This window comes from Lentzea terrae, assembly GCF_003265345.1.
Lineage (GTDB): Bacteria > Actinomycetota > Actinomycetes > Mycobacteriales > Pseudonocardiaceae > Lentzea > Lentzea terrae.
Genome location: NZ_QFWW01000032.1, coordinates 191,986 through 211,039, shown reverse-complemented (window position 1 = coordinate 211,039; position 19,054 = coordinate 191,986). Strand labels below are relative to the sequence as shown.

The 19,054-nt window shown below is 67.8% G+C and carries 21 protein-coding genes; 9 read left to right on the top strand and 12 right to left on the bottom strand.

Annotated elements, in window-relative coordinates; all coding sequences use genetic code 11:
- Positions 1–93: 93 nt before the first annotated feature.
- From DI276_RS41050 to nhaA, 3 genes are all read left to right on the top strand, one after another.
- Positions 94–1,128, top strand: coding sequence for an SPFH domain-containing protein (locus DI276_RS41050; protein WP_112274047.1), 1,035 nt, complete (start codon positions 94–96; stop codon positions 1,126–1,128).
- Between the two features lie 43 nt (positions 1,129–1,171).
- Positions 1,172–1,477, top strand: coding sequence for a DUF3040 domain-containing protein (locus DI276_RS41045; RefSeq protein WP_157985293.1), 306 nt, complete (start codon positions 1,172–1,174; stop codon positions 1,475–1,477).
- Between the two features lie 137 nt (positions 1,478–1,614).
- Positions 1,615–2,964, top strand: a complete 1,350-nt coding sequence (nhaA, locus tag DI276_RS41040) for a Na+/H+ antiporter NhaA (RefSeq protein ID WP_112274043.1) — start codon at positions 1,615–1,617, stop codon at positions 2,962–2,964.
- Here nhaA and DI276_RS41035 read toward each other — a convergent pair.
- From DI276_RS41035 to DI276_RS41025, 3 genes are read right to left on the bottom strand one after another with little or no spacing between them, the layout of a single operon-like run.
- The gene (locus DI276_RS41035; protein ID WP_157985292.1) at positions 2,921–3,745 is read right to left on the bottom strand and encodes a hypothetical protein; all 825 of its coding nucleotides are present in this window, start codon (positions 3,743–3,745) and stop codon (positions 2,921–2,923) included. The two genes, nhaA and DI276_RS41035, sit on opposite strands and share 44 nt — an antisense overlap.
- Positions 3,735–3,986 (bottom strand): hypothetical protein, encoded by a 252-nt coding sequence (locus DI276_RS41030; RefSeq protein WP_112274039.1) that lies wholly within the window; start codon positions 3,984–3,986, stop codon positions 3,735–3,737. The genes DI276_RS41035 and DI276_RS41030 overlap by 11 nt, the downstream gene beginning before the upstream one ends.
- A complete protein-coding gene (locus DI276_RS41025) occupies positions 3,983–5,194 on the bottom strand; it encodes a cation:proton antiporter (protein WP_112274037.1) in 1,212 nt (403 codons plus the stop codon). The genes DI276_RS41030 and DI276_RS41025 overlap by 4 nt, the downstream gene beginning before the upstream one ends.
- Positions 5,195–5,355: 161 nt before the next feature.
- Here DI276_RS41025 and DI276_RS41020 point away from each other — a divergent pair, with 161 nt between their 5' ends.
- Genes DI276_RS41020 through DI276_RS41010 form a run of 3 tightly spaced genes read left to right on the top strand, consistent with a single transcriptional unit; the run spans position 5,356 to position 7,680 of the window.
- On the top strand, positions 5,356–5,964 hold the full coding sequence (locus DI276_RS41020) for a TetR/AcrR family transcriptional regulator (RefSeq protein ID WP_112274035.1): 609 nt from the start codon (positions 5,356–5,358) through the stop codon (positions 5,962–5,964).
- The gene (locus tag DI276_RS41015) at positions 5,961–7,211 is read left to right on the top strand and encodes a glycosyltransferase (RefSeq protein WP_112274032.1); all 1,251 of its coding nucleotides are present in this window, start codon (positions 5,961–5,963) and stop codon (positions 7,209–7,211) included. The genes DI276_RS41020 and DI276_RS41015 overlap by 4 nt, the downstream gene beginning before the upstream one ends.
- A complete protein-coding gene (locus DI276_RS41010; RefSeq protein WP_112274030.1) occupies positions 7,198–7,680 on the top strand; it encodes a DUF6653 family protein in 483 nt (160 codons plus the stop codon). Before DI276_RS41015 ends, DI276_RS41010 begins: the two co-directional genes overlap by 14 nt.
- On the opposite strand, the gene DI276_RS41005 is transcribed toward DI276_RS41010, so the two are convergent.
- From DI276_RS41005 to DI276_RS40995, 3 genes are read right to left on the bottom strand one after another with little or no spacing between them, the layout of a single operon-like run.
- Positions 7,668–8,447, bottom strand: a complete 780-nt coding sequence (locus tag DI276_RS41005) for an ABC transporter permease (protein ID WP_232837265.1) — start codon at positions 8,445–8,447, stop codon at positions 7,668–7,670. The genes DI276_RS41010 and DI276_RS41005 overlap by 13 nt on opposite strands.
- Positions 8,444–9,352, bottom strand: coding sequence for an ABC transporter ATP-binding protein (locus tag DI276_RS41000; protein WP_112274028.1), 909 nt, complete (start codon positions 9,350–9,352; stop codon positions 8,444–8,446). Before DI276_RS41000 ends, DI276_RS41005 begins: the two co-directional genes overlap by 4 nt.
- Complete coding sequence (locus DI276_RS40995; RefSeq protein ID WP_112274026.1) at positions 9,352–10,206, bottom strand: SAM-dependent methyltransferase; 855 nt, start codon at positions 10,204–10,206, stop codon at positions 9,352–9,354. Before DI276_RS40995 ends, DI276_RS41000 begins: the two co-directional genes overlap by 1 nt.
- A 204-nt stretch (positions 10,207–10,410) precedes the next feature.
- On the opposite strand from DI276_RS40995, the gene DI276_RS50530 reads away from it, so the two are divergent.
- Positions 10,411–11,427: an FAD-dependent oxidoreductase gene (locus DI276_RS50530; RefSeq protein WP_157985291.1), complete on the top strand. Its 1,017-nt coding sequence runs from the start codon at positions 10,411–10,413 to the stop codon at positions 11,425–11,427.
- The gene (locus tag DI276_RS53550; protein ID WP_408610622.1) at positions 11,310–11,639 is read left to right on the top strand and encodes a DUF3040 domain-containing protein; all 330 of its coding nucleotides are present in this window, start codon (positions 11,310–11,312) and stop codon (positions 11,637–11,639) included. Before DI276_RS50530 ends, DI276_RS53550 begins: the two co-directional genes overlap by 118 nt.
- Here DI276_RS53550 and DI276_RS40985 read toward each other — a convergent pair.
- The 5 genes from DI276_RS40985 to DI276_RS51610 all read right to left on the bottom strand — a co-directional run bounded on the left by DI276_RS40985 (position 11,611) and on the right by DI276_RS51610 (position 16,345).
- Positions 11,611–11,967 carry an integrase core domain-containing protein gene (locus DI276_RS40985; protein ID WP_232837264.1) on the bottom strand — a complete coding sequence of 119 codons (357 nt, stop codon included), beginning with the start codon at positions 11,965–11,967 and terminating at the stop codon, positions 11,611–11,613. The two genes, DI276_RS53550 and DI276_RS40985, sit on opposite strands and share 29 nt — an antisense overlap.
- 102 nt (positions 11,968–12,069) lie before the next feature.
- Entirely contained in the window at positions 12,070–12,864 is a 795-nt protein-coding gene (locus DI276_RS40980; protein ID WP_112274021.1) for a RibD family protein, read from the bottom strand.
- 58 nt (positions 12,865–12,922) lie between these two features.
- Positions 12,923–14,644, bottom strand: a complete 1,722-nt coding sequence (ctaD, locus tag DI276_RS40975; RefSeq protein WP_112274019.1) for an aa3-type cytochrome oxidase subunit I — start codon at positions 14,642–14,644, stop codon at positions 12,923–12,925.
- Between the two features lie 205 nt (positions 14,645–14,849).
- Positions 14,850–15,761 (bottom strand): universal stress protein, encoded by a 912-nt coding sequence (locus tag DI276_RS40970; protein ID WP_198681222.1) that lies wholly within the window; start codon positions 15,759–15,761, stop codon positions 14,850–14,852.
- Between the two features lie 5 nt (positions 15,762–15,766).
- Positions 15,767–16,345: an Rv1733c family protein gene (locus tag DI276_RS51610; protein ID WP_232837263.1), complete on the bottom strand. Its 579-nt coding sequence runs from the start codon at positions 16,343–16,345 to the stop codon at positions 15,767–15,769.
- Between the two features lie 167 nt (positions 16,346–16,512).
- On the opposite strand from DI276_RS51610, the gene DI276_RS40960 reads away from it, so the two are divergent.
- Entirely contained in the window at positions 16,513–16,914 is a 402-nt protein-coding gene (locus tag DI276_RS40960; protein ID WP_112274103.1) for a hypothetical protein, read from the top strand.
- A gap of 116 nt (positions 16,915–17,030) precedes the next feature.
- On the opposite strand, the gene acsA is transcribed toward DI276_RS40960, so the two are convergent.
- On the bottom strand, positions 17,031–18,722 hold the full coding sequence (gene acsA / locus DI276_RS40955; protein WP_112274013.1) for an acetate--CoA ligase: 1,692 nt from the start codon (positions 18,720–18,722) through the stop codon (positions 17,031–17,033).
- Positions 18,723–19,054 lie beyond the last annotated feature (332 nt).

The following is a 19,054-nucleotide window of genomic DNA, read 5'->3' as shown; positions in this document are numbered from 1 at the left end:
CCACCCAACGGCAAGAAGCCATCAGCCACACCCCGCCGTCCCGGGCATCCAGAACACCCCGTCCTGGACATCAACAATCTTATGGAGTGAGCCATGTCCGCACTGCTCATCGCCGGCCTCGTGCTCGCGATCTTCGCGGCCTTCACCGTCCTGCGTGCCGTGCGCATCGTGCCGCAAGCCCGCGCCCGCAACGTCGAACGCCTGGGCAGGTACCAGCGCACCCTCACCCCCGGCCTCAACTTCGTCATTCCCTACATCGACCGCGTCTACCCGGCGATCGACCTGCGCGAGCAGGTGGTCTCGTTCCAGCCGCAGCCGGTGATCACAGAGGACAACCTGGTCGTGCAGATCGACACGGTGCTGTACTTCCAGGTCACCGATCCCCGTGCCGCCGCCTACGAGATCGCCAGCTTCCTGCAGGCGGTCGAACAGCTCACCGTCACGACCCTGCGCAACGTCGTGGGTTCCATGGATCTCGAGAAGACCCTCACCTCGCGCGACACGATCAACAACCAGTTGCGCGGCGTGCTCGACGAAGCGACCGGCAAGTGGGGCCTGCGGGTGAACCGGGTCGAGATCAAGGCCATCGACCCGCCCACGAGCATCAAAGAGGCGATGGAGAAGCAGATGCGGGCCGAACGCGACAAGCGGGCCGCGATCCTCAACGCCGAAGGACAGCGGCAGTCACAGATCCTCACGGCCGAGGGTGACAAGCAGGCCGCCGTGTTGCGCGCCGAAGGACACAGGGCCGCCACCATCCTCGAGGCGGAGGGCCAGTCCCGCGCGATCGACCAGGTCTTCCAGGCCGTGCACCGCAACGATCCGGACCCAAAGTTGCTCGCCTACCAGTACCTCCAGGTCCTGCCGCAACTGGCGAAGGGAGAGGGCAACACGTTCTGGGTGATTCCGAGCGAGGTCACCACAGCACTGCGCGACGTCTCGAAGGCGTTCTCCGAGGCGCTGCCGCGATCAGCCGCCGCCACGACCGACGACGCCGTCGACGCTGCCACCGCACAGGCGAAGAAGGACGTCGCCCAGGCGAGCGAGGCAGCCGCGGAAGCGGTCTCGGACGCCGCCGACGCCGCCACACCGGTGAACGCGCTGCGTCCGGAACTGGCGGGTCGCTGAAAGGACGCGGATAGTCGGTGGCGAGTTCAGGAGGTGCGTGACAGTGGGGTTGCCGGAGGACGAGCAGCGCGAGCTGGACGACATCGAGCAACGTCTCGCCGAGGACGATCCCAAGTTCGCGGCGAAACTCGTCAAGGCTCCGTCACCTCATCACCGGTTGCCGCCACGCGTTCTGAAGCTGATCGGCCTGCTGCTGATCTACGTGGTCGGGCTGGTAGTGGTCATGACGGGCGTGTCGCTGTCGTCGATCGTGCTGATCGCGCTCGGTGCCGCCGTGACCGCGTTCAGCCCGGTGGCCATCGTCGTCCGGGCTTGGCGCACTCGCGGAAACGACGAGTCATCAGTCTGATCCGAACCCCGGCCGAGATCACATCAACAGGGCTCAACGCCTGAGCGTGGGGTACGGTCGGACTGTTGCCGTGACGAGCGGCATGGTGTGCCGGGAAGTCTGGTCGGCGATGTGGCCGACGACACCCGGAGTGAGCTTTGGAACCCGTGAAGACCCGGCTGTTCAGCCGCGCGTCCTGGCCCGAGGCCAAGCGCATCGCCGATCTGCTCCGCCTTGAGACCGTCGGCGGCGTCATCATGCTGGTGGCGGCAGTGGTAGGCCTGGTGTGGGCCAACTCGCCCTGGGCGTCGATCTACGAGACCTTGCGCTCCGTGGAGATCGGCCCCGAGTCGTTGCACCTGCGGCTCAGTCTCGCCGAGTGGGCGTCGGACGGCCTGCTGGTGATCTTCTTCTTCGTCGCGGGCCTGGAGCTCAAACGCGAGTTCGTCGCGGGCGACCTGCGCGATCCTCGTCGTGCCGCAGTCCCGATCGCGGCGGCCTTCGGCGGCGTCCTCGTGCCGGCGTTGATCTACACCGCGGTCAACCTCGGCGGCGGCCCGGCGCTGGCCGGGTGGGCCATTCCCACTGCGACCGACATCGCGTTCGCGCTCGCTGTGCTCGCGGTGATCGGCAGGTGTCTTCCCTCGGCGCTGCGCACGTTCCTGCTGACCCTCGCGGTCGTGGACGACCTGATCGCCATCGTGATCATCGCCCTGTTCTACACCGACGACCTGTCTCTGCTGCCTCTGCTGCTGATGTTCGTCCCGCTGGCGTTGTTCACCCTGCTCGTTCAGCGACGTGTCCGGTCGTGGTGGCTGCTGATCCCGCTCGCGGTGGCGACGTGGGCGCTGATGCACGCTTCTGGGGTGCACGCGACAGTAGCGGGAGTGCTGCTCGGGTTCGCGGTGCCGGTGATCCGCAAGTCCGGTGAGGGACCTGGCCTGGCCGAGATCTTCCAGCACCGGTGGCAGCCTCTGTCCACCGGCGTGGCGGTCCCGGTCTTCGCCTTCTTCGCCGCCGGTGTCTCGATCGGAGGCCTGAGCGGTTTTGTCACCTCGCTCACGGACAGCGTGACGCTCGGCATCGTGCTCGGTTTGTTGCTGGGCAAACCGATCGGCATCACCGCGGCCACCTGGCTGGTCGCGCGGTTCACCAAAGCGGACTTGGACGACGACTTGTCGTGGATCGACGTGGTTGGTCTGTCGATCCTCGCCGGTATCGGCTTCACCGTCTCGCTCCTGGTCAGCGAACTGTCCTTCGGTGAGGGCAGTGCGGACTACAACAACGCCAAGGTAGCGGTGCTGCTGGGTTCCGTGCTGTCGGCGCTGATCGCGACGGTGATCCTGCGTGTGCGCAACCGGGTGTACCGGCGCATCTACGAGGAGGAGACCCGCGACGCGGACAACGACGGCATCCCGGACGTGCACCAGGTCGACCGTCCGCGCGCAGGCGGGTCGGGTAGTCCTAGAGATTTCCCCGCAACCACAACGCCTGGCGACGGCGGATGAGGGCGGTGACGAGATCCGCGTCGTGAACGGGGATCAGCCACTGCTCGTGGGTGGAGGTCAGCAGGATCGCCGGTCCGGCTTGCGCGTACAACGTGATCCCTCCAGGCAGGACGGTCCACGGCCTCAGCGCCGGAACGACGGGCAGGGTCACCGGCATGACCTGCAGGAGTTCCCGGAACGGAACCGACACGTCGAGCTGTCGACCACCGCCACGGCCCACCTGCAAGCGCACCGTCCATTCGACACGGTCACGCTCAACGACGATCCGGGCCGACACCAGTTCCGGCCCGGTGACCGCAGCGCGCACAGCGAGCGTCAAGCGCAGATCAGCCGATCCCAGCTCAGCCACAAGGGGAGTGAGAAGAGCCCGGCCGGCTAGGTGAGCAGACACGCAGGTCGCGACAGCGACCACCCAGCACAGGAAGAACAGGACGGCCGGTCCCGTCAGCGCGTCAGAGGTTCCGCTCGTGGCGATTCCACAGGCAGGAACCGCAACGGACAGCAGCTGCACCCCCACCACGAGGAACGCTGCGGGCAGCCACGTCTGCGGATCAAGAGGGGTCTGGTGCCGGAGCCAAAGGCGCAACGCCACCGCCGCGACCGCAACAGGTACCAGCAGAAGCATTGCCGGCCAGATGTCTCCGTCATCGACCAGCACAACGATCATCGTGCACAGCAACAACTGCAGCGCCGGCAGGGCAACGGAGAACACGGTGATGTGCCGCTGGCTGCGTGACCATCGTTCGCGTAGAACCGCTTTCGCGGCTTCGTCAAGGCTCACGACGATTCCGCTGCCTGGTCTTCTCGGGTGGTGGGGCGAACCACAGCCACAGCATGCTGACGCCGGTCACGGCCAGTCCGAGGGAGTCGGTCCAGTGGCCGGCGAACTCGCTGTCGAACCACACCAGCGCCCACCCGAGAACCGCTGGGAGCTGTACGTACCAGTAGCGGCGCGGGATCGCGGAGAAGGACAGCATCACGAGCGTGGCCCAGACCAGTGTCAGGCTCAGCGGTTCGATCACGGCTGCTTCCGTTCGGCCCGCGCCTCGGGCTGGCCTGTGGGTAGTCCGTCCGGTGGTTCGATGCTCAGCGCCTTGGCCACGGGGACGTCGGTCGAGGAGTGCAGCACGATCGACAACGCGATGGTGATCGCGACCAGGTCGAACACGTGCTCACCGGTGGGAATTCCGGCCTGCAGCACGAGAAGCCCGTAGACGACGGACGCAAAGCCCTTGGGGCCGAACCACGCGGCGACCGAGCGTTCGCGTGCGGGCAGTGGTGTGCGCAGCAGTGACAGCATCATCGCCGCCGGCCGCACGAGGAGGATCGCGACGATCGCGACCGCCCAGTCCCCCACGCTCAGGTGCGAGATGCGCTCGGGCGTGATCAGCGCGCCGAAGACGAGCAGAGCAGCGAACTTGGTGATCTCGGACAGCAGATCGCCGAAGTGCTCGAAGTGTTCTGCCGCAACACGATCCAGCGTCGCGATGGTCGATCCGGCGGCGAACGCGGCGAGGTAGGGGTTGGCGTGCGTGAGATGGCACGTCGCGTACAGCATCACGGCGATCGCCAGTGGGCCGAGGGCCTGCAGCCGGGGTTCGGCGGTGAAGATCCGCAACCGCCAGGCCAGCACGACGACCGCGGGGATCACGATGCCCAGCGCGAGACCGGCGGCCAGCTCGATGCCGATCGTGAGGAAGTCCGTGTCGCGGTTCGCCGCCGTGGCAAGGAAGATCAGCACGAACGGCAGCGCCAGCCCGTCGTTGAGGCCGGACTCGACGTTGAGCAGTCGCCGCAGCCGCATCGGCACGTCGGTGCGACCCACGATGGCGGAGGCGAACACCGGGTCGGTAGGCGAGAGAATCGCGCCGATCAGGAACGAGGTCGTCCAGTCCAAGCCCGTGAGGAAGTGTGTCGGCACCGCGATGCCGACCATCGTGAGCGGCATCGCGAGGCCCAGCGCCCGGCCTGAGAGCCGCCAGCCTTGCTTGAGGTCGGGCAGGCCCGCTCGCTGGCCGTCGGTGAAGAGAACGGTGAACAGCGCGAGGTCAGCGAGAACCGTGACAAAAGCGCTGTTGGACGGGATGTCGACGAGCCCCAGACCGCCCTGGCCGATCAGCGCGCCGGCGAGCAGGAACATCAACGCCGTCGACAGGATCGTGCGAGCGGCGAGACCGGACAGCGAGACGCTGATCAGCAGGACCACACCGAATGCCAGAACCAGCGCCATCAACGAACCCCGTCCACGTCGGCCAGGCCCACCACGAGATCCGTGATGAGCGTTGCCGACCAGACTTCCCGGCGCTCCGCGCGCAAAGATGCCGTAAAGACCCGCGCAAAGCAAACCGACTGGCCTGGACAGCGACTGAACAACTGTTCAATAATCAGAACATGCGTTCAGCCTCCGATCTGACAGCGCGGGCTCGTATCCGCGACGCGGCACTCGCCCGGTTCGGTACCGACGGCATCGCCGGAACCTCGGTCCGCGCGGTGGCCGCGGATGCGGGAGTGTCACCGGCGTTGGTCGTGCACCACTTCGGTTCCAAGGAAGGGCTCCGGCAGGCGTGCGACGACTACGTTCTCGACTCGATCCGCAGCGGCGGCGAGGCCGCCACCGAAGCGTTGGGCGAGATTCTGCAGGCGGCGACACCGGTCCGGCGTTACTTGGCGAGGGCGTTGCTTGATGACACGCCTGCGGCCGGTGCTTTGTTCGCCGAGATCGTCGAACGCACCGAGGCGTGGCTCGCCACCGGCGAAGAGGAAGGCTGGGTGCACGAGTCCGCGGACGCTCGGGCGCGAGCCGTCACCTACGTGTCGTGGTTGTTGGCACCACTGGTGCTCGGTGACCACGTTGGCCGCCTGCTCGGCGGCGACCCGGCAGAGACCGCGACCGCGGTGCGTGGCGCCCGAGCCGGTCTGGAAATGCTCACCCACGGACTGTTCGCCGACGACCGCTGGCTGGCCGCGTTCACCGCGATCGGCGAAAGGACACGGCCGTGAGGGCGTTGCTGGTCACCCACGGCACACGTGGTGATGTGCAACCGTTTCTAGCGCTTGCGGTGGCTCTCCGGCAGGCGGGTCACGACGCTGTGCTGGCTGCGCCGGAGTCGTTCGCCGACAGCGCTGCCGCGCACGATGTGGAGTTCGCGCCGCTCGACGAGGGACCGAACCGGCTGCTCCGCGACCCGGCCATGGTGAAGGCGATCGAGAGCGGGTACCGCGGTGTCCGAGGCAAGATCACGGCGATCTCGACGATCCGGCGCATCAAGCCGTTGATGGCGGACGTGCTGCGCGATGTCGGTGCGGTCGCACGGTCCTGCGGCGCGGATCTGCTCGTGCACACACCGAGCGTGCCCGCGCAGCACGCGGCCGAACTGCTCCGCGTGCCGGCTGTGCTGGCCACGCTCCAGCCCGGCTGGGTGCCCACGTCGGAGTTCCCGTGCCCGATGGTGCCGCTGCCTCGAGTGCCGAGGTTTCTCAACCGCGCCACTTACCTGACGGTGTCGGCCACCCTGCGTGCCTATTCGGGCATCGTCAACGCCTGGCGTGTCAACGATCTCGGCCTGCCGCGCGGTCGCGGCCCTGGCCACGCGGTGGTGTTGCAGGCGTTCAGCTCACTCGTGACGCCGGTCGATCCGAACTGGCCGCAATCCGTGCGCACCACCGGTTTCTGGTACCTGCCACGCGCCAAGACCTGGACACCCGACGCCGCCCTGAAGGCGTTCCTGGAGGCCGAGCCGGCGCCGGTGTACATCGGATTCGGCAGCATGGCCGGACGAGACGCCCGGCGCACCGGTGACATCGTCGCCGAGGCCGTCCGGGCGGCGGGGGTGCGGGCGATCATCGCGACCGGATGGGGTGGCCTTGCCGCACGCTCGTCAGACGACGTCCTCGTGATCGATCAGGCACCGCACGACTGGCTGTTCGGCAACGTGGCCGCGGTGGTGCACCACGGCGGTGGAGGGACGACCGCCGCGGCGCTGGCCGCGGGTGTGCCGCAGGTCGTCTGTCCGTTCGTCGCCGATCAACCCCACTGGGCACAGCGAATGCACGCCGTCGGTGTTGCCCCGCAACCACTTCCCCACAAGAAGCTCGCCGTCACCGCGCTCGCCGAAGCGATCACGCACGCCGCGAACGATCCCGCCATCCGGCAGCGCGCCGCCGAGCTCGGCGAGCAAGTCCGCGCGGAGAACGGTGTCGGCGTCGCGGTGCGCGAACTGGAGAGGATCCGCAATGGACGTAGCTGACCGCGTGGCGAAGACCTTCGGCATGACCGACGAGGCATGGCAGCGACACGCCAACCCGTGGAGCGTCTGGACGAGGTTCGCCGCGATTCCCTTGGCACTGCTGGCGATCTGGAGCCGCACGTGGATCGGCTGGTGGAGTCTCGTGCCGACAGGCGCTGTGGTCATCTGGTTGTTCATCAACCCCAGGGCGTTCCCGCCGGTGTGCGAACCACGTAGCTGGGCAGCACGCGGCATCTACGGCGAACGCGCCTGGCTGCAGGACCGCGATCTGGTGCCACCGGACCACCGCAAGGTGTTGCGGCTGCTGGTCACCCTCGGCCTCATCGGGTTCGGCATGATCCTCTGGGGCCTGATCGCCCTGGAGGTCTGGCCCACGATCTTCGGCACGACGATGGTCGTCGTGGCCCAGCTGTGGCGGATCGACCGCTTCGGCTGGCTGTGGGAACGACACCGGGCTCAGCGATCCTGATCGGCGTTGCGCCACCACAGCGCGGTCGCCGCCACTCCCGCCGCTCCGACCAGCACCACCAGCAGCACGCCGAACAGTCCTGGCGAGACCCGGTCCGGACCGGCCAGTCCGCTGAACAACGCCGGTACCGACCACGGGAAGTACTGGCCGTAGCCGAGCGCGGCGACGACCTGCGCGCAGAACACGGCCGTCATCATCACGCCGACGCCCGGCAGGTATCCCCTGCCCACACTGGACGCGAGGGCTACCGGCGTGGTGAGCAGCATCGTCATCACCGCGGTCGCGGCGATCATCGCCACGCCCGAAGCCGCCACTTCACCAGACCAGCCCGGCAGTCCGAGCACCGCGCCGATCAGCAAACCGAGCAGCACCAGCTGCACGGCCAGAATCAGGCACCACGCCAGTGCCACGACGAACTTCGCCGCGACGATGGTGGTGCGGGAGGTGGGCAGCGCCAGCAGGTCCTTGACGGTGTTCTGGCTGAACTCGCGCCCGAACAGCCACACCGAGACCAGGCCGAAGACGAGCATGCCGCCGACCGCGGTGGTCTGGGCGAGGAAGGCGAAGTACGTCGGCCAATCCGCCTCACCGCCGACCAGCGCGGCCTTGGTCCCGATCAAGCCGAGAGAGCGGGCACGGTCCTGGTCCTGCAGGATGAACATGAACAGCCCGCCGACCGCCGCGGCGACGGTGAACGCGACAGCGGTCACCCACGGCACGTGGGACCGGCGCGCCTTGAGGATCTCGGTCGCCAGGGCGTTGATCACGCTTCCACCACCCGCAGGAAGAAGGTCTCCAGGTCGTCCTGCTCGACGACGAGGCGGGTCGGCGGGCAACCGGCAGCGACGAGCGCGGTGGCGACCGCATCGGGTTCCCGCACCGCTCGGGCGTCGGCCAGGACGAGATCGTCAGCGGCGGATCTGATCGGGATGAAGCCCGCGGCGATCAGCGCGAGCTCGGCCGCTTCCAGGTCACGAGCCGACACGCTGAGCCGCTGACGCAGGTGTGCGGTGAGATCGCCCGCCTCCAGCTCGCGGACCAGCCGCCCGCGGTGGATGACGCCGATGCGCGTCGCCAGCCGCGTGACCTCGGTGAGGATGTGGCTCGACAACACCACGGTCACCCCGTGCTCCTGACTCAGTTCGCGCAGCAGGTCGCGGATTTCCGCAACACCGGCGGGATCCAGGCCGTTCGCGGGTTCGTCGAGGATCAGCAGATCGGGTTTGTGCAGCAGCGCCTTGGCCAGGCCGAGTCGTTGCGCGTTGCCCAGCGACAACGTCCGCGCGCTCTGGCCGGCGTAGGCGGTCAACCTCAGCCGCTCGATGACCTCGTCGACGTGGTGCGATCCACGCAGGGCACGCAGGCGCGCCGCCACCGCCAGGTTCTCCCGCACCGTGAGCTCCGGGTAGGCGGCGGGTGTCTCGACGAGGTAACCCACCCTCGACCACGCAGCCTGTGCGCCAGGCCGGACCGCGGCACCCAGCACCCGGACAACTCCGCTGGTCGGCCGGACCATGCCGAGCAGCATCCGGATGGTCGTGGTCTTGCCGGCGCCGTTGAGGCCGAGCAACCCGTAGATCTCCCCCGCGGTGATGCGGAGGTCGAGCTCGTCCACTGCCACGACGGTGGCGTAGCGCTTGGTCAGTCCACGCGCCTCGATCACCGGTGCCATCAGCGGGCAACCTTGGCGCAACGCACGGTGCGTTCGATCTCGCTCACCGGCAACGAGCGCCCCGAGGACGCGACGTACCGCTCGGTGAACTCGCGCGGCCCCAGCTGCTCGACCTCGGCCCATCCGTACGGCTCCAGGAAGCCCGCCACCTCGTCCGACAGCAGCCCGAACTTCCACATCCGGCGCTTGCCCACGAACTCGCGGTAAGCCGACTCGCCACCGAACAACGCGGTTCCGTCGAGAAAGTCCTTGCGCACGAACGTGAACACCAGCTCGCTGCCCGCAGGCGCCTGCGCCATAAAGCCGAACGTCGCGCGAACAGCGTCCTCGGTCAGGTACTGCGTGACCGCTTCCCAGATGAACAGCGTCGGCAGGTCCGCACGGTAGCCGTGGTCAGCGAGCACCGTGTCCAGGTGCTGCGTCTCGAAGTCGATGGGGACCAGGGTGAGGTCCGGCGGAACGTCGCCGAAGATCGCGCGCAACCGGGCTCGTTTGCTCTCGACATTGGGCGGGAGGTCGACCTCGAACACCCGCCTGCCGCGCGACCGGCAGCCGCGCGTGTCGAACCCTGCACCAAGCACCACGACGACATCAGCATCCGTGGCATCCAGTTGCTCGTCGATGTAGCGCTTGCGGCACAACATGCTCGCCCACAACCCGGGAATCTTCTTCTCCGTCGCGGCGAACAACGCTTTGCGCACAGGTCGCCAGCGGGCGGCAGCCACCGCCAACCGTCCGGAAGCGGGCAGGATGCGCGCCGCGAACTCGTCCCGCACCAGCGGGTGTTCCTCGTACTGATCCACTGCGGCGATGACCATCGGTCCGATGGCCGTACCGGCGACGGCGGTGTCCATGAAAGCTCCTCGAAGACGGCGTCATTCACGACGCCGACCAGGCTTCCCGGCACACCTGGGGACAGCCTACAACCACACCGCGCCGAGGTTTCTCCGAGCCTGAGCCGAGAAGCGGTTTCCGGGACGAACCCGACCGCCTATCCTGGACAGCGGTGTGCCGGGAAGGCTGGTCGGCGTGACGATGTCCTGCGCGAAGGGGAAGTCATGCTCACCAGAAGAGCGCTCGTCGTAGGCGAGGGCACCAGCGGCCTCGCCACCACCTACCGTCTGCTGCGCAGCGACTGGGACGTCACTGTGCTGACCACCGGCACTCCCCCGCGATTCGACGGAGTTCCCGCGGCTCTCACCGACTTCGGCCTCGACGCGGCACGCCGGCTGGGTCTGTTGCCGGCACTCACCCAACGACGCCAACCCCGGTGCGCTCTCGTCCAGGTCGACAGCGCCGGCGTACCGCTCGCGGTACACCCCAAGCCTTCTCCACGGCACCCCGTGCTGGACCGGGACGACGTCGTCGCCGTGCTGAACGACGTCATCGGCGAGGCAGCGCGCCGCCACGACACGCGCGTGCCTGATCTCGTCGCGGACGATTGCGGCGTCACCGCCACGTTCGCCAACGGCGACGAGGACTGGTTCGACCTGGTCGTGGGTGCCGACGGAGCGTGCTCCGCCATCAGGGACGCAGTCTTCTCCCCTCCTGACGACGATCTGCCGCGCTGGTCGACGCTGTCCGGCCGGATCGAGCTGGCTTCGTCGTGTGCCGTGTCGATGCATCTCGCCACCAGATCCCTTCGACTGCATCCCCTGCGGGACAAGCAGTCCGCCGTGTCCTTCGCCTGGCGGCACGCACCGGGCACCCCCTGGCAGCAGCAGTTCGCCGACCTCGGCTGGCTCGTACCCGAACTCGTGTCGCGAGTGGACGGTGAACCGAGCAGCGGCTGGGCGCGGACAGATCGATGGGTGCACAGGCGAATCGTGCTGATCGGTGACGCCGCGTGGTACCTCGGACCGCACGCCGAGCGCTGCGTCTCGCTCGCACTCGGCGGCGCCGAACTGCTGGGTGACGCACTGGACATCTTCCCCGACTCCGATCAGGCTCTGAGTTGGTGGGAACGCACACTGCGCCCGTATGTGCGGCGCGCGCAGGCAAGGAACCGGGCACCTCAGAACCGGGAGGCAAGGTGGGACTCACCGAGCACGAGAAGCGTGAGCTGGACGCGATAGAACAACACCTCGCGCAAGAAGACCCAGAATTCGCCACAAAGCTGAGCAAGCCGCGGTGGCATCTCCGGTTGTCCGGCACCGCTCTGTTCGCCATCGGCTTGCTGACAACCTATGTCGCCGGACTGACCTTGCTGGCCGCGTGTGGGGTGCCAAAACGCGGTCCGGTGGCTCTGACCTGGCCGATCAGGCTGCCGCAGGTTCGTACTCGTTGATCAAGCCGCCGAGTACTTTCCGGCGTCGCACGGACCTACGGCTGGGCATTGCGATCGGGTGATCGGGTCGCGGTGGGGTGTGGTGTCGCGCTTGATGTGGCCGCCGCTGGTTGTAGTGGGACACGTAGCGGTTCAGCACTGACTTGAGGTGGTGCTCGTTGATGATGAGCAGTCGATCGGTGAGCTCGCGTCTGACGGTGCCGACGAAACGTTCGGCGTAGCAGTTCGCCCGCGGGCACCGCGGCGGGATCTTCACGACGTCGATACCGGCGTCCGCGAGAACGGTATCGAACGACGCGGTGAACCGGCCGGCCCTGTCGCGAACCATGAACCGGAAGTCACTGGCCCTATCGCCGAGGCTCATCAGGAGGTTGCGAGCCTCGGTCAGACGGGTGCCGGGTAGAGGTCCTCCTCCAGTCGCGTGATCACGTCAGCTCTTGTGGTCGAGGACCTGATAGCGCAACAGCACTCGATCGCGGGAGCGCTGCTCGACCTCGATCAACCGCAGCGGCGTCGGCGATGCGGCTGGCGGCAGGTCGGTGGCGGTGAACAGGGCGGGGGTGGTCGTGCCGCCGACGGCGATCGGCACGAACTCGATCTCGATCTCGTCCAGCAGCCCGGCGCGCAGCAGCGCCCCGTTCAGGCGTCCGCCACCGGTGGAGACGACGGTCTGGACTCCGAGCCGGCCGCCGAGCTCGTCCAGTGCCGTCTCCAGATCGACGTGACGATCACCGGTCAGCAGGTAGGGAATTCCCTCGTGCCGAAGGTAGGACAGGTATTCCAGGGGCGTCGCTTCCGCCACCAGCACGAGCAGATGCCATCCGCTCCAGTCCGGACCGGGGAACTGCTTGTAGACCCAGCGGACCCGCCCGCGGCTGTCCGGAACGACCAGCCACCCGTCGGTCGCCAGCGCGGTGATGTGGTCCGGAAGGTGGTGCTGCCGCAGTTCCTGAGCCGTTTCCTTCGACGGCGGGAACTCCGGAACCTCCTGGTGGTCGGTGACGAACGATCCACTGCCCTCCAGAATGACCTGGGGATGATGGCGCCGCTTGACGTCCGCGTACCCGGACCCGCTGTAGACCGGCCAGCGCTCGTCGGTCATCAGCAGCACGCCCGGCGACAACGTGACCCGCCCGTCCACCGAGCTCGAGTTGTGGGCGATGACCCGCGGCCGTCCCCGCGAGTTCCGGAGTTCCTGTTCCCCGTCGGGCATTTCGTCAGTCATGATCGCATCCTGTCACTCGCCACCGACAATCCGCGGAAGGCAGCACATCGGCCACGGCTCAGCCGTGGTCGTCGTGATCGTCGCCGGGCCGTTGCCGACCAGTGAGACCCGCGCGCGCCTCACGCCAGGCCCGCTCGACCATGTGCGGGTGGTGCAGCTCGAACGCCGGCCGCTCGGAACGGATTCGGGGCAGCTCGGTGAAGTTGTGCCGCGGCGGCGGGCACGAGGTCGCCCACTCCAGCGAGTTGCCGAAGCCCCACGGGTCGTCGACCGTGACGACCTCGCCGTACCAGTAGCTCTTGATGACGTTCCAGATGAACGGCAGCGTCGAGGCGCCGAGAACGTAGGCACCGATGGTCGACAACGTGTTGAGCGTCGTGAAGCCGTCCGTGGCGAGGTAGTCGGCGTAGCGGCGGGGCATGCCCTGGTTGCCGAGCCAGTGCTGCACCAGGAAGGTGAGGTGGAACCCGACGAACGTTGTCCAGAAGTGCAGCTTGGCCAGGCGTTCGTCCATCATCCTGCCGGTGATCTTCGGGAACCAGAAGTAGATCCCGGCGAAGGTCGCGAACACGATCGTCCCGTACAGCACGTAGTGGAAGTGCGCCACCACGAAGTAGGTGTCCGAGACGTGGAAGTCCAGAGGTGGCGCGGCGAGCAGCACGCCGCTCAGCCCGCCGAACAGGAAGGTCACCAGGAACCCGATCGAGAACAGCATAGGCGACTCGAACGTGAGCTGCCCCCTCCACATCGTGCCGATCCAGTTGAAGAACTTGATCCCGGTCGGAATGGCGACGAGGAACGTCAGCAACGCGAAGAACGGCAGCAACACCGCGCCTGTCGCATACATGTGGTGCGCCCACACCGCGAGCGACAGCGCGGCGATCGAGAGCGTCGCCCAGACCAGTCCTTTGTAGCCGAAGACCGGTTTGCGGGAGAACACCGGGACGATCTCGGAGATCACGCCGAAGAAGGGAAGCGCCAGGATGTACACCTCGGGGTGGCCGAAGAACCAGAACATGTGCTGCCACAGCACGACTCCCCCGTTGGCCGGGTCGAAGGCGTGCGCCCCGAGCAGCCGGTCCGCCAACAGGCCGAACCCCGCTGCCGTCAGGATCGGGAAGACGACGAGCACCAGGATGCTGGTGACCAGGATGTTCCAGGTGAAGACCGGCATCCGCCACATCGTCATACCGGGACCGCGCAGGCACACCACGGTCGTGACCATGTTGACCGCGCCGAGAATCGTGCCAAGACCACCGACCGCGACACCCACGATCCACAGGTTCGCGCCGACCCCGGGCGAATGTTCCGCGCCGGACAGCGGGACGTACGCGAACCAGCCGAAGTCGGCGGCGCCACCCGGCGTGACGAACCCGCCCAGCATCAGCAGCCCGCCGAACAGGAACAGCCAGAACGACAACGCGTTCAGCCGGGGGAACGCGACGTCTGGTGAGCCGATCTGCAGCGGCAGCACGAAGTTGGCGAACCCGAACACACTCGGCGTCGCGTAGAGCAGCAGCATGACCGTGCCGTGCATGGTGAACAGTTGGTTATATTGCTCCGCGGACAGGAACTGCAGACCCGGCCGCGCCAGCTCGCCCCGGATCAGCATCGCCATCGCCCCGCCCACCATGAAGAAGGCGAACGTGGTGACCAGGTACATGACGCCGATCTGCTTGTGGTCGGTGGTGCGGAACAACCCCAGCAACGCCGAACCTTTGCGCCTCGTGCGCGCGGGGCCAGGCCGAACCTCGATCGGGGTGGGAACCAGTGCCGTCACGGATCTCTCCAGTGTCGTCCGAGGGGAACTCCGACAGGGTCGACCGGGCGGAAGCGAACCTTCAGGGCCGAAGGTCACTTCGGCCTGGGGACCTTCCTGTTCGCATGCCGCAGGTCACCGGTCCTCGCCTCCACCTCGGTGACTCGGCCAGGACCAACACATCCCGATCCACGGTTCCGCTGGTCCTGGGCGTCCTCGCCGCGCGCTAACCGTCCAGGAGAGCCTCGTCCGTCTGTTCGTCCAGTCCGGGTCGCACGAGAAGCACCGGCGATAGTGCGTGGCGCAGAACCGACTGGCTCGTCGAACCGAGCATCAGCCCTCTGAGGCCGCCCGTGCCGCGGGACCCGACCACGAGCAGTGAGGCGCCTTCGGAGTGCTCCACGAGCCGCTGGGCGGGTGAGCCGTGCACGACGTGCGACTCGACCCGCACGCCGGGATGCCGGTCCGCGCAGGCCTCCAGCCGCTGCTTCACGAGCGCGTGGCGGACGGAGTCGAGCTCTGACCACACGATGCCTACGGTCTCGGCAATCCGCGCGTTGCGCATCGGCGGGCGCCAGGCGTGCACGGCGACCAGTGAGGTGCCCCTCGCCACGGCTTCCTCGAACGCCCGGTCCAGCACGTGCCAGTTCTGCGGGGAACCGTTGACCCCGACGACGACGGGTCCGTCCAGCACTGGATCGGCGCCCCTGACGATGACCACCGGGCACTTCGCGTGGCACGACAACGCGACAGCGACCGAACCGAGCAGCAGACCGGTGAAGCCGCCGAGGCCTCGCGATCCCACCACGACGAGGGCGGCGGCCGCCGACTCCTGCTCTAGCAGCCACGCGGGCGTGTTCACCTCGACCCGCACCTGGACCTCGACGCCCGGCGCGACCTCGTTCGCCTCCGAGATGGCCTTCTGCACCCATGCCATGGCCTCGTCGTGCAGCGCGCTGCGGGCCATGCCTGTCATGTCGAGCGCGTCGGCGGGAAGTGGCAGCTCGGCGTGCACGATGCGCAGTGACGCATCGCGCCGGACGGCTTCCTGCGCCGCCCAGGCAACGGCCCGCTGGGCAGAGTCCGAACCGTCCAGGCCGACGACCACCACGTTCGAATGTCCGATCGGAACGGTCACCCGGTTCACCGTCCGGTCCAGTCCGGGGCGATCCGCTGCCACTCGTTCGCCCACTGGTGCAGCCGGATCCGCGTGTGCGTGAACCTCGTCGCCACGTACAGCAGCGCCATCGCGCCCGTTACCGCGCTCCAGAGCAGGAAGGCGAGGATGATCCCGTTGACCGCGGCGCCTGAGTTCGTCATCGGGGGGTCCGTCACCCCGCCGCTCTCGTCGATCCAGACGGGCACCGTGGCGCCGGCCTTCGCGTCGTAGTGCGCCTGCACCACACCTTCGCGGGTGCTGCCGTCCCGCAGCCGCCACCTCGCGAGGACGGGTGCCGACTCGACGACGCCACCGCGTTCGGTTGAGCCGATCGTGATCGGTGCATTCTCGATCAGGAAGGCGTCCACGTGCTCGACGGCAACCCGCGCCCGATCGTTCGCGTACGTCTCGGAACCTGTCGCAGCCGCGACCGGAACCGCGAGCAGCGACACCGCGACGCCGAGCGCCAGCAGCACGCCTTCGATCCGGTCGCCGGTCGTCGCGAGCTCGTTGCGGTGGGGGAAGGCCTGATGGACGAGTCTGGTCATCGGTCTCGCGGTCATGGTCCACCTCCGGTGCCAAGATTTCCGGGTGGACGCGGCGATCCCCAGGGACCAACGTCTCGACACCGACGAGCACGTGGTCTCAGTCGAAGTGGAGTCCCAGTGCGGTGTTCGCGGCCGGTGCGCGGGAGAAGTCTGGAACAGACTTCGAATCCAGGGAGAACGCCATGACCACGCCCCTCCTCATCACCGGCCAGGAACGCTACGCGGACGTCCGCGACCGTCGCCTGGCCGCGATGCTCGCCGAGGAGGATGCGGCAGAGGAACTCGGCCTCAACCCGCTGGAGCGCGTCTCCTGCCGGCTTCACCGCCGGTGGCTGCACCACTGCGTGCACTCCGCGGACCACGTCATCAAGGTCACCGGGCACCGCTGGTGCCGCGACTGCTCGTCGACTGCCTCGGTCGGCGTCAACGAGCTGACCGGTGACGTCCTGGTGTGCTGCGAAAAGTGCCACCAAATTCCCAGGGGCGCCGCCACCCAGCAGATCGTCCGCGCGTGCCGGGCGAGCCTCGCCGCGGCCCAGGGCTTCTTCGCCGATCAGACGACCGTCGTCGCGCTCACGAGTTAGATCGGCAAGGACAGCAGGTCCAGCACGACCGTCGCGAGTGGACCGGAGCCGAACGTCTGGGCACGACCCCTCGGACTCCAGCGCCCCCAGTTCGTCGTCGGCGAACTCGGGCCGCATCAGCTCGTTTTCAGCAGCCTGCGCATCACCTTGCCGCTGCGGGTGTGCGGCAGGTGCTGGTCGAACGCGATCTCCTTGGGCGCCACCGCACCCAGCCGCCGTCGGCCGAACGCGATCAGCTCGGTCCGCAGGTCCTCGGTCGGATCGTTGCCCTCGCGCAACGTCACGAACGCCTTCACGACCTCGCCCACGACGGAGTCTGGCTTGCCGATCACCCCCGCCTCGGCAACCGCCGGGTGCTCCATCAGTGCGCTCTCCACCTCGAACGGCCCGACGAGGTGGCCCGCCGACTTGATCACGTCGTCGGCCCGGCCGACGAACCAGTAGTAGCCGTCGGGGTCGCGGCGGGCCAGGTCACCGGTGAGATACCAGCCATCCACAAAGGACTTCGCGTAGCGCCCGTCATCGTGCAGATAGCCGCGGAACATCGACGGCCAGCCCGGCCTCAGCGCCAGCTCGCCGACCGCTTCCGGGTCGCGCACCTCCACCACGCGTCCGCCGTCGCCCATCACGATCCCGGCCTCGACGCCGGGCATCGGCCGGCCCATCGAACCGGGCAGAATGTCCTCCGCGGCGTAGTTGCTGATCATGATGGCGCCGGTCTCGGTCTGCCACCAGTTGTCGTGCACCGGCAGGCCCAGCGCTTCCTGGCCCCACACCACGACTTCCGGGTTCAGCGGCTCTCCGACGCTCGCGACGAACCGCAACGCCGAGAGTTCGTACCGCTTGGCGAGCTCGGCACCGGAGCGCATCAGCATGCGCAACGCGGTCGGCGCGGTGTACCAGACCGTCACGCGTTCGTCCTGCAGCACCTCGTACCAGCCGTGCGCATCGAAGTCCGAAGCGTCCACGATCATCGTCACGCCGTGCGTGAGCGGCGCGATGATGCCGTACGAGGTACCGGTCACCCAGCCTGGATCCGCCGTGCACCAGTAGACGTCGTCAGTGTGCAGGTCGAGCGCGTAGGCGGCGGTGACGTGATGCGCCAGCACGGCCCCGTGCACGTGCACCGCACCCTTGGGCTTTCCCGTGGTGCCGCTCGTGAAGTGCAGCAGCGCCATGTCGTCCGGTGACGTCGGCGGGATGGTGAACTCGTCACTCGCTTCCGCCATCACCTCGGCGAACGACCGGGTGCCGGGCAGGGCGTCGCCGATCACCAGCACGTGTTCCAGCGCCGGCAACGAATCCCGCAACTGCTCAACCCGTTTCCGGTACAACTGCGGCGTCGTGACCAGCACCCGGACGTCACCGAGACGCAGGCGTTCCCGCACCGGCTCCGGCCCGAACCCGGAGAACAGCGGCGCGTACACGCTCGTGTTCTTCACCGCGCCGATGGCCGTGACATACAGCTCCGGCACTCGACCGAGCAGCGTCGCCACGCGATCACCCTTGCCGACACCCAGTGACCGGAGCACGTTCGCGAACCTGTTGGTGGCACGCCTGAGTTCGTCGTAGGTCAGCTCCGTGGTGTGCCCTGCGCGATCCCGGCAACGCAACGCGACCTTGTCCCGCAACGGACCGGCCGCGTGCCGGTCCACCGCCTCGTACGCCATGTTCAGCCCACCACCGGGCAAACCGGTGAGCTGCCGCCGCGCACTCTCCCAGCTGAAGTCCGAGCAGGTTCGCTCGTAATCCAGCAGGTTCGGCGTCACAGTCCCGGCAGGACGTTTCCTGATCGGTTCCCAACCCATGCCTCCAGGCTGGAGTGGCACGGGTCCGGACAGCAAGGACGAAGGTCCTCGGTGTGCCCGACATCGGTCCGCGGAACCCGCCCCCACCGCCCGACAGTCCCGGCGAGACAGGGACGGCGGTCGTCCCGACTCACGCACGCCGTGACGCACCTCAGCCACGAGTCCGCGACCACAGGGCGAACGAACGGAAGTACCGTCTCCGTGCACACGAACAACTCATGTGCCCTCCGCCGCTCCACCGCCGTATCCACGCCTCAATACGACCGCTGACGAGAATCGGCGCTCAGAACCGAACGTCCTCCGCCTGGTAGCCGGAAGGCCCTCGCCATCGT

What these genes read in the sequence shown, in the direction of transcription:
- DI276_RS41050 (WP_112274047.1), top strand. Translation starts at nt 94, where the DNA reads ATGTCCGCACTGCTCATCGCCGGCCTCGTGCTCGCGATCTTCGCGGCC.
- DI276_RS41025 (WP_112274037.1), bottom strand. Translation starts at nt 5,194, where the DNA reads ATGGCGCTGGTTCTGGCATTCGGTGTGGTCCTGCTGATCAGCGTCTCG.
- DI276_RS41020 (WP_112274035.1), top strand. Translation starts at nt 5,356, where the DNA reads ATGCGTTCAGCCTCCGATCTGACAGCGCGGGCTCGTATCCGCGACGCG.
- DI276_RS41010 (WP_112274030.1), top strand. Translation starts at nt 7,198, where the DNA reads ATGGACGTAGCTGACCGCGTGGCGAAGACCTTCGGCATGACCGACGAG.
- DI276_RS41000 (WP_112274028.1), bottom strand. Translation starts at nt 9,352, where the DNA reads ATGGCACCGGTGATCGAGGCGCGTGGACTGACCAAGCGCTACGCCACC.
- DI276_RS40995 (WP_112274026.1), bottom strand. Translation starts at nt 10,206, where the DNA reads ATGGACACCGCCGTCGCCGGTACGGCCATCGGACCGATGGTCATCGCC.
- DI276_RS50530 (WP_157985291.1), top strand. Translation starts at nt 10,411, where the DNA reads ATGCTCACCAGAAGAGCGCTCGTCGTAGGCGAGGGCACCAGCGGCCTC.
- DI276_RS40985 (WP_232837264.1), bottom strand. Translation starts at nt 11,967, where the DNA reads ATGGTTCGCGACAGGGCCGGCCGGTTCACCGCGTCGTTCGATACCGTT.
- DI276_RS40980 (WP_112274021.1), bottom strand. Translation starts at nt 12,864, where the DNA reads ATGACTGACGAAATGCCCGACGGGGAACAGGAACTCCGGAACTCGCGG.
- DI276_RS51610 (WP_232837263.1), bottom strand. Translation starts at nt 16,345, where the DNA reads ATGACCGCGAGACCGATGACCAGACTCGTCCATCAGGCCTTCCCCCAC.
- DI276_RS40960 (WP_112274103.1), top strand. Translation starts at nt 16,513, where the DNA reads ATGACCACGCCCCTCCTCATCACCGGCCAGGAACGCTACGCGGACGTC.
- acsA (WP_112274013.1), bottom strand. Translation starts at nt 18,722, where the DNA reads ATGGGTTGGGAACCGATCAGGAAACGTCCTGCCGGGACTGTGACGCCG.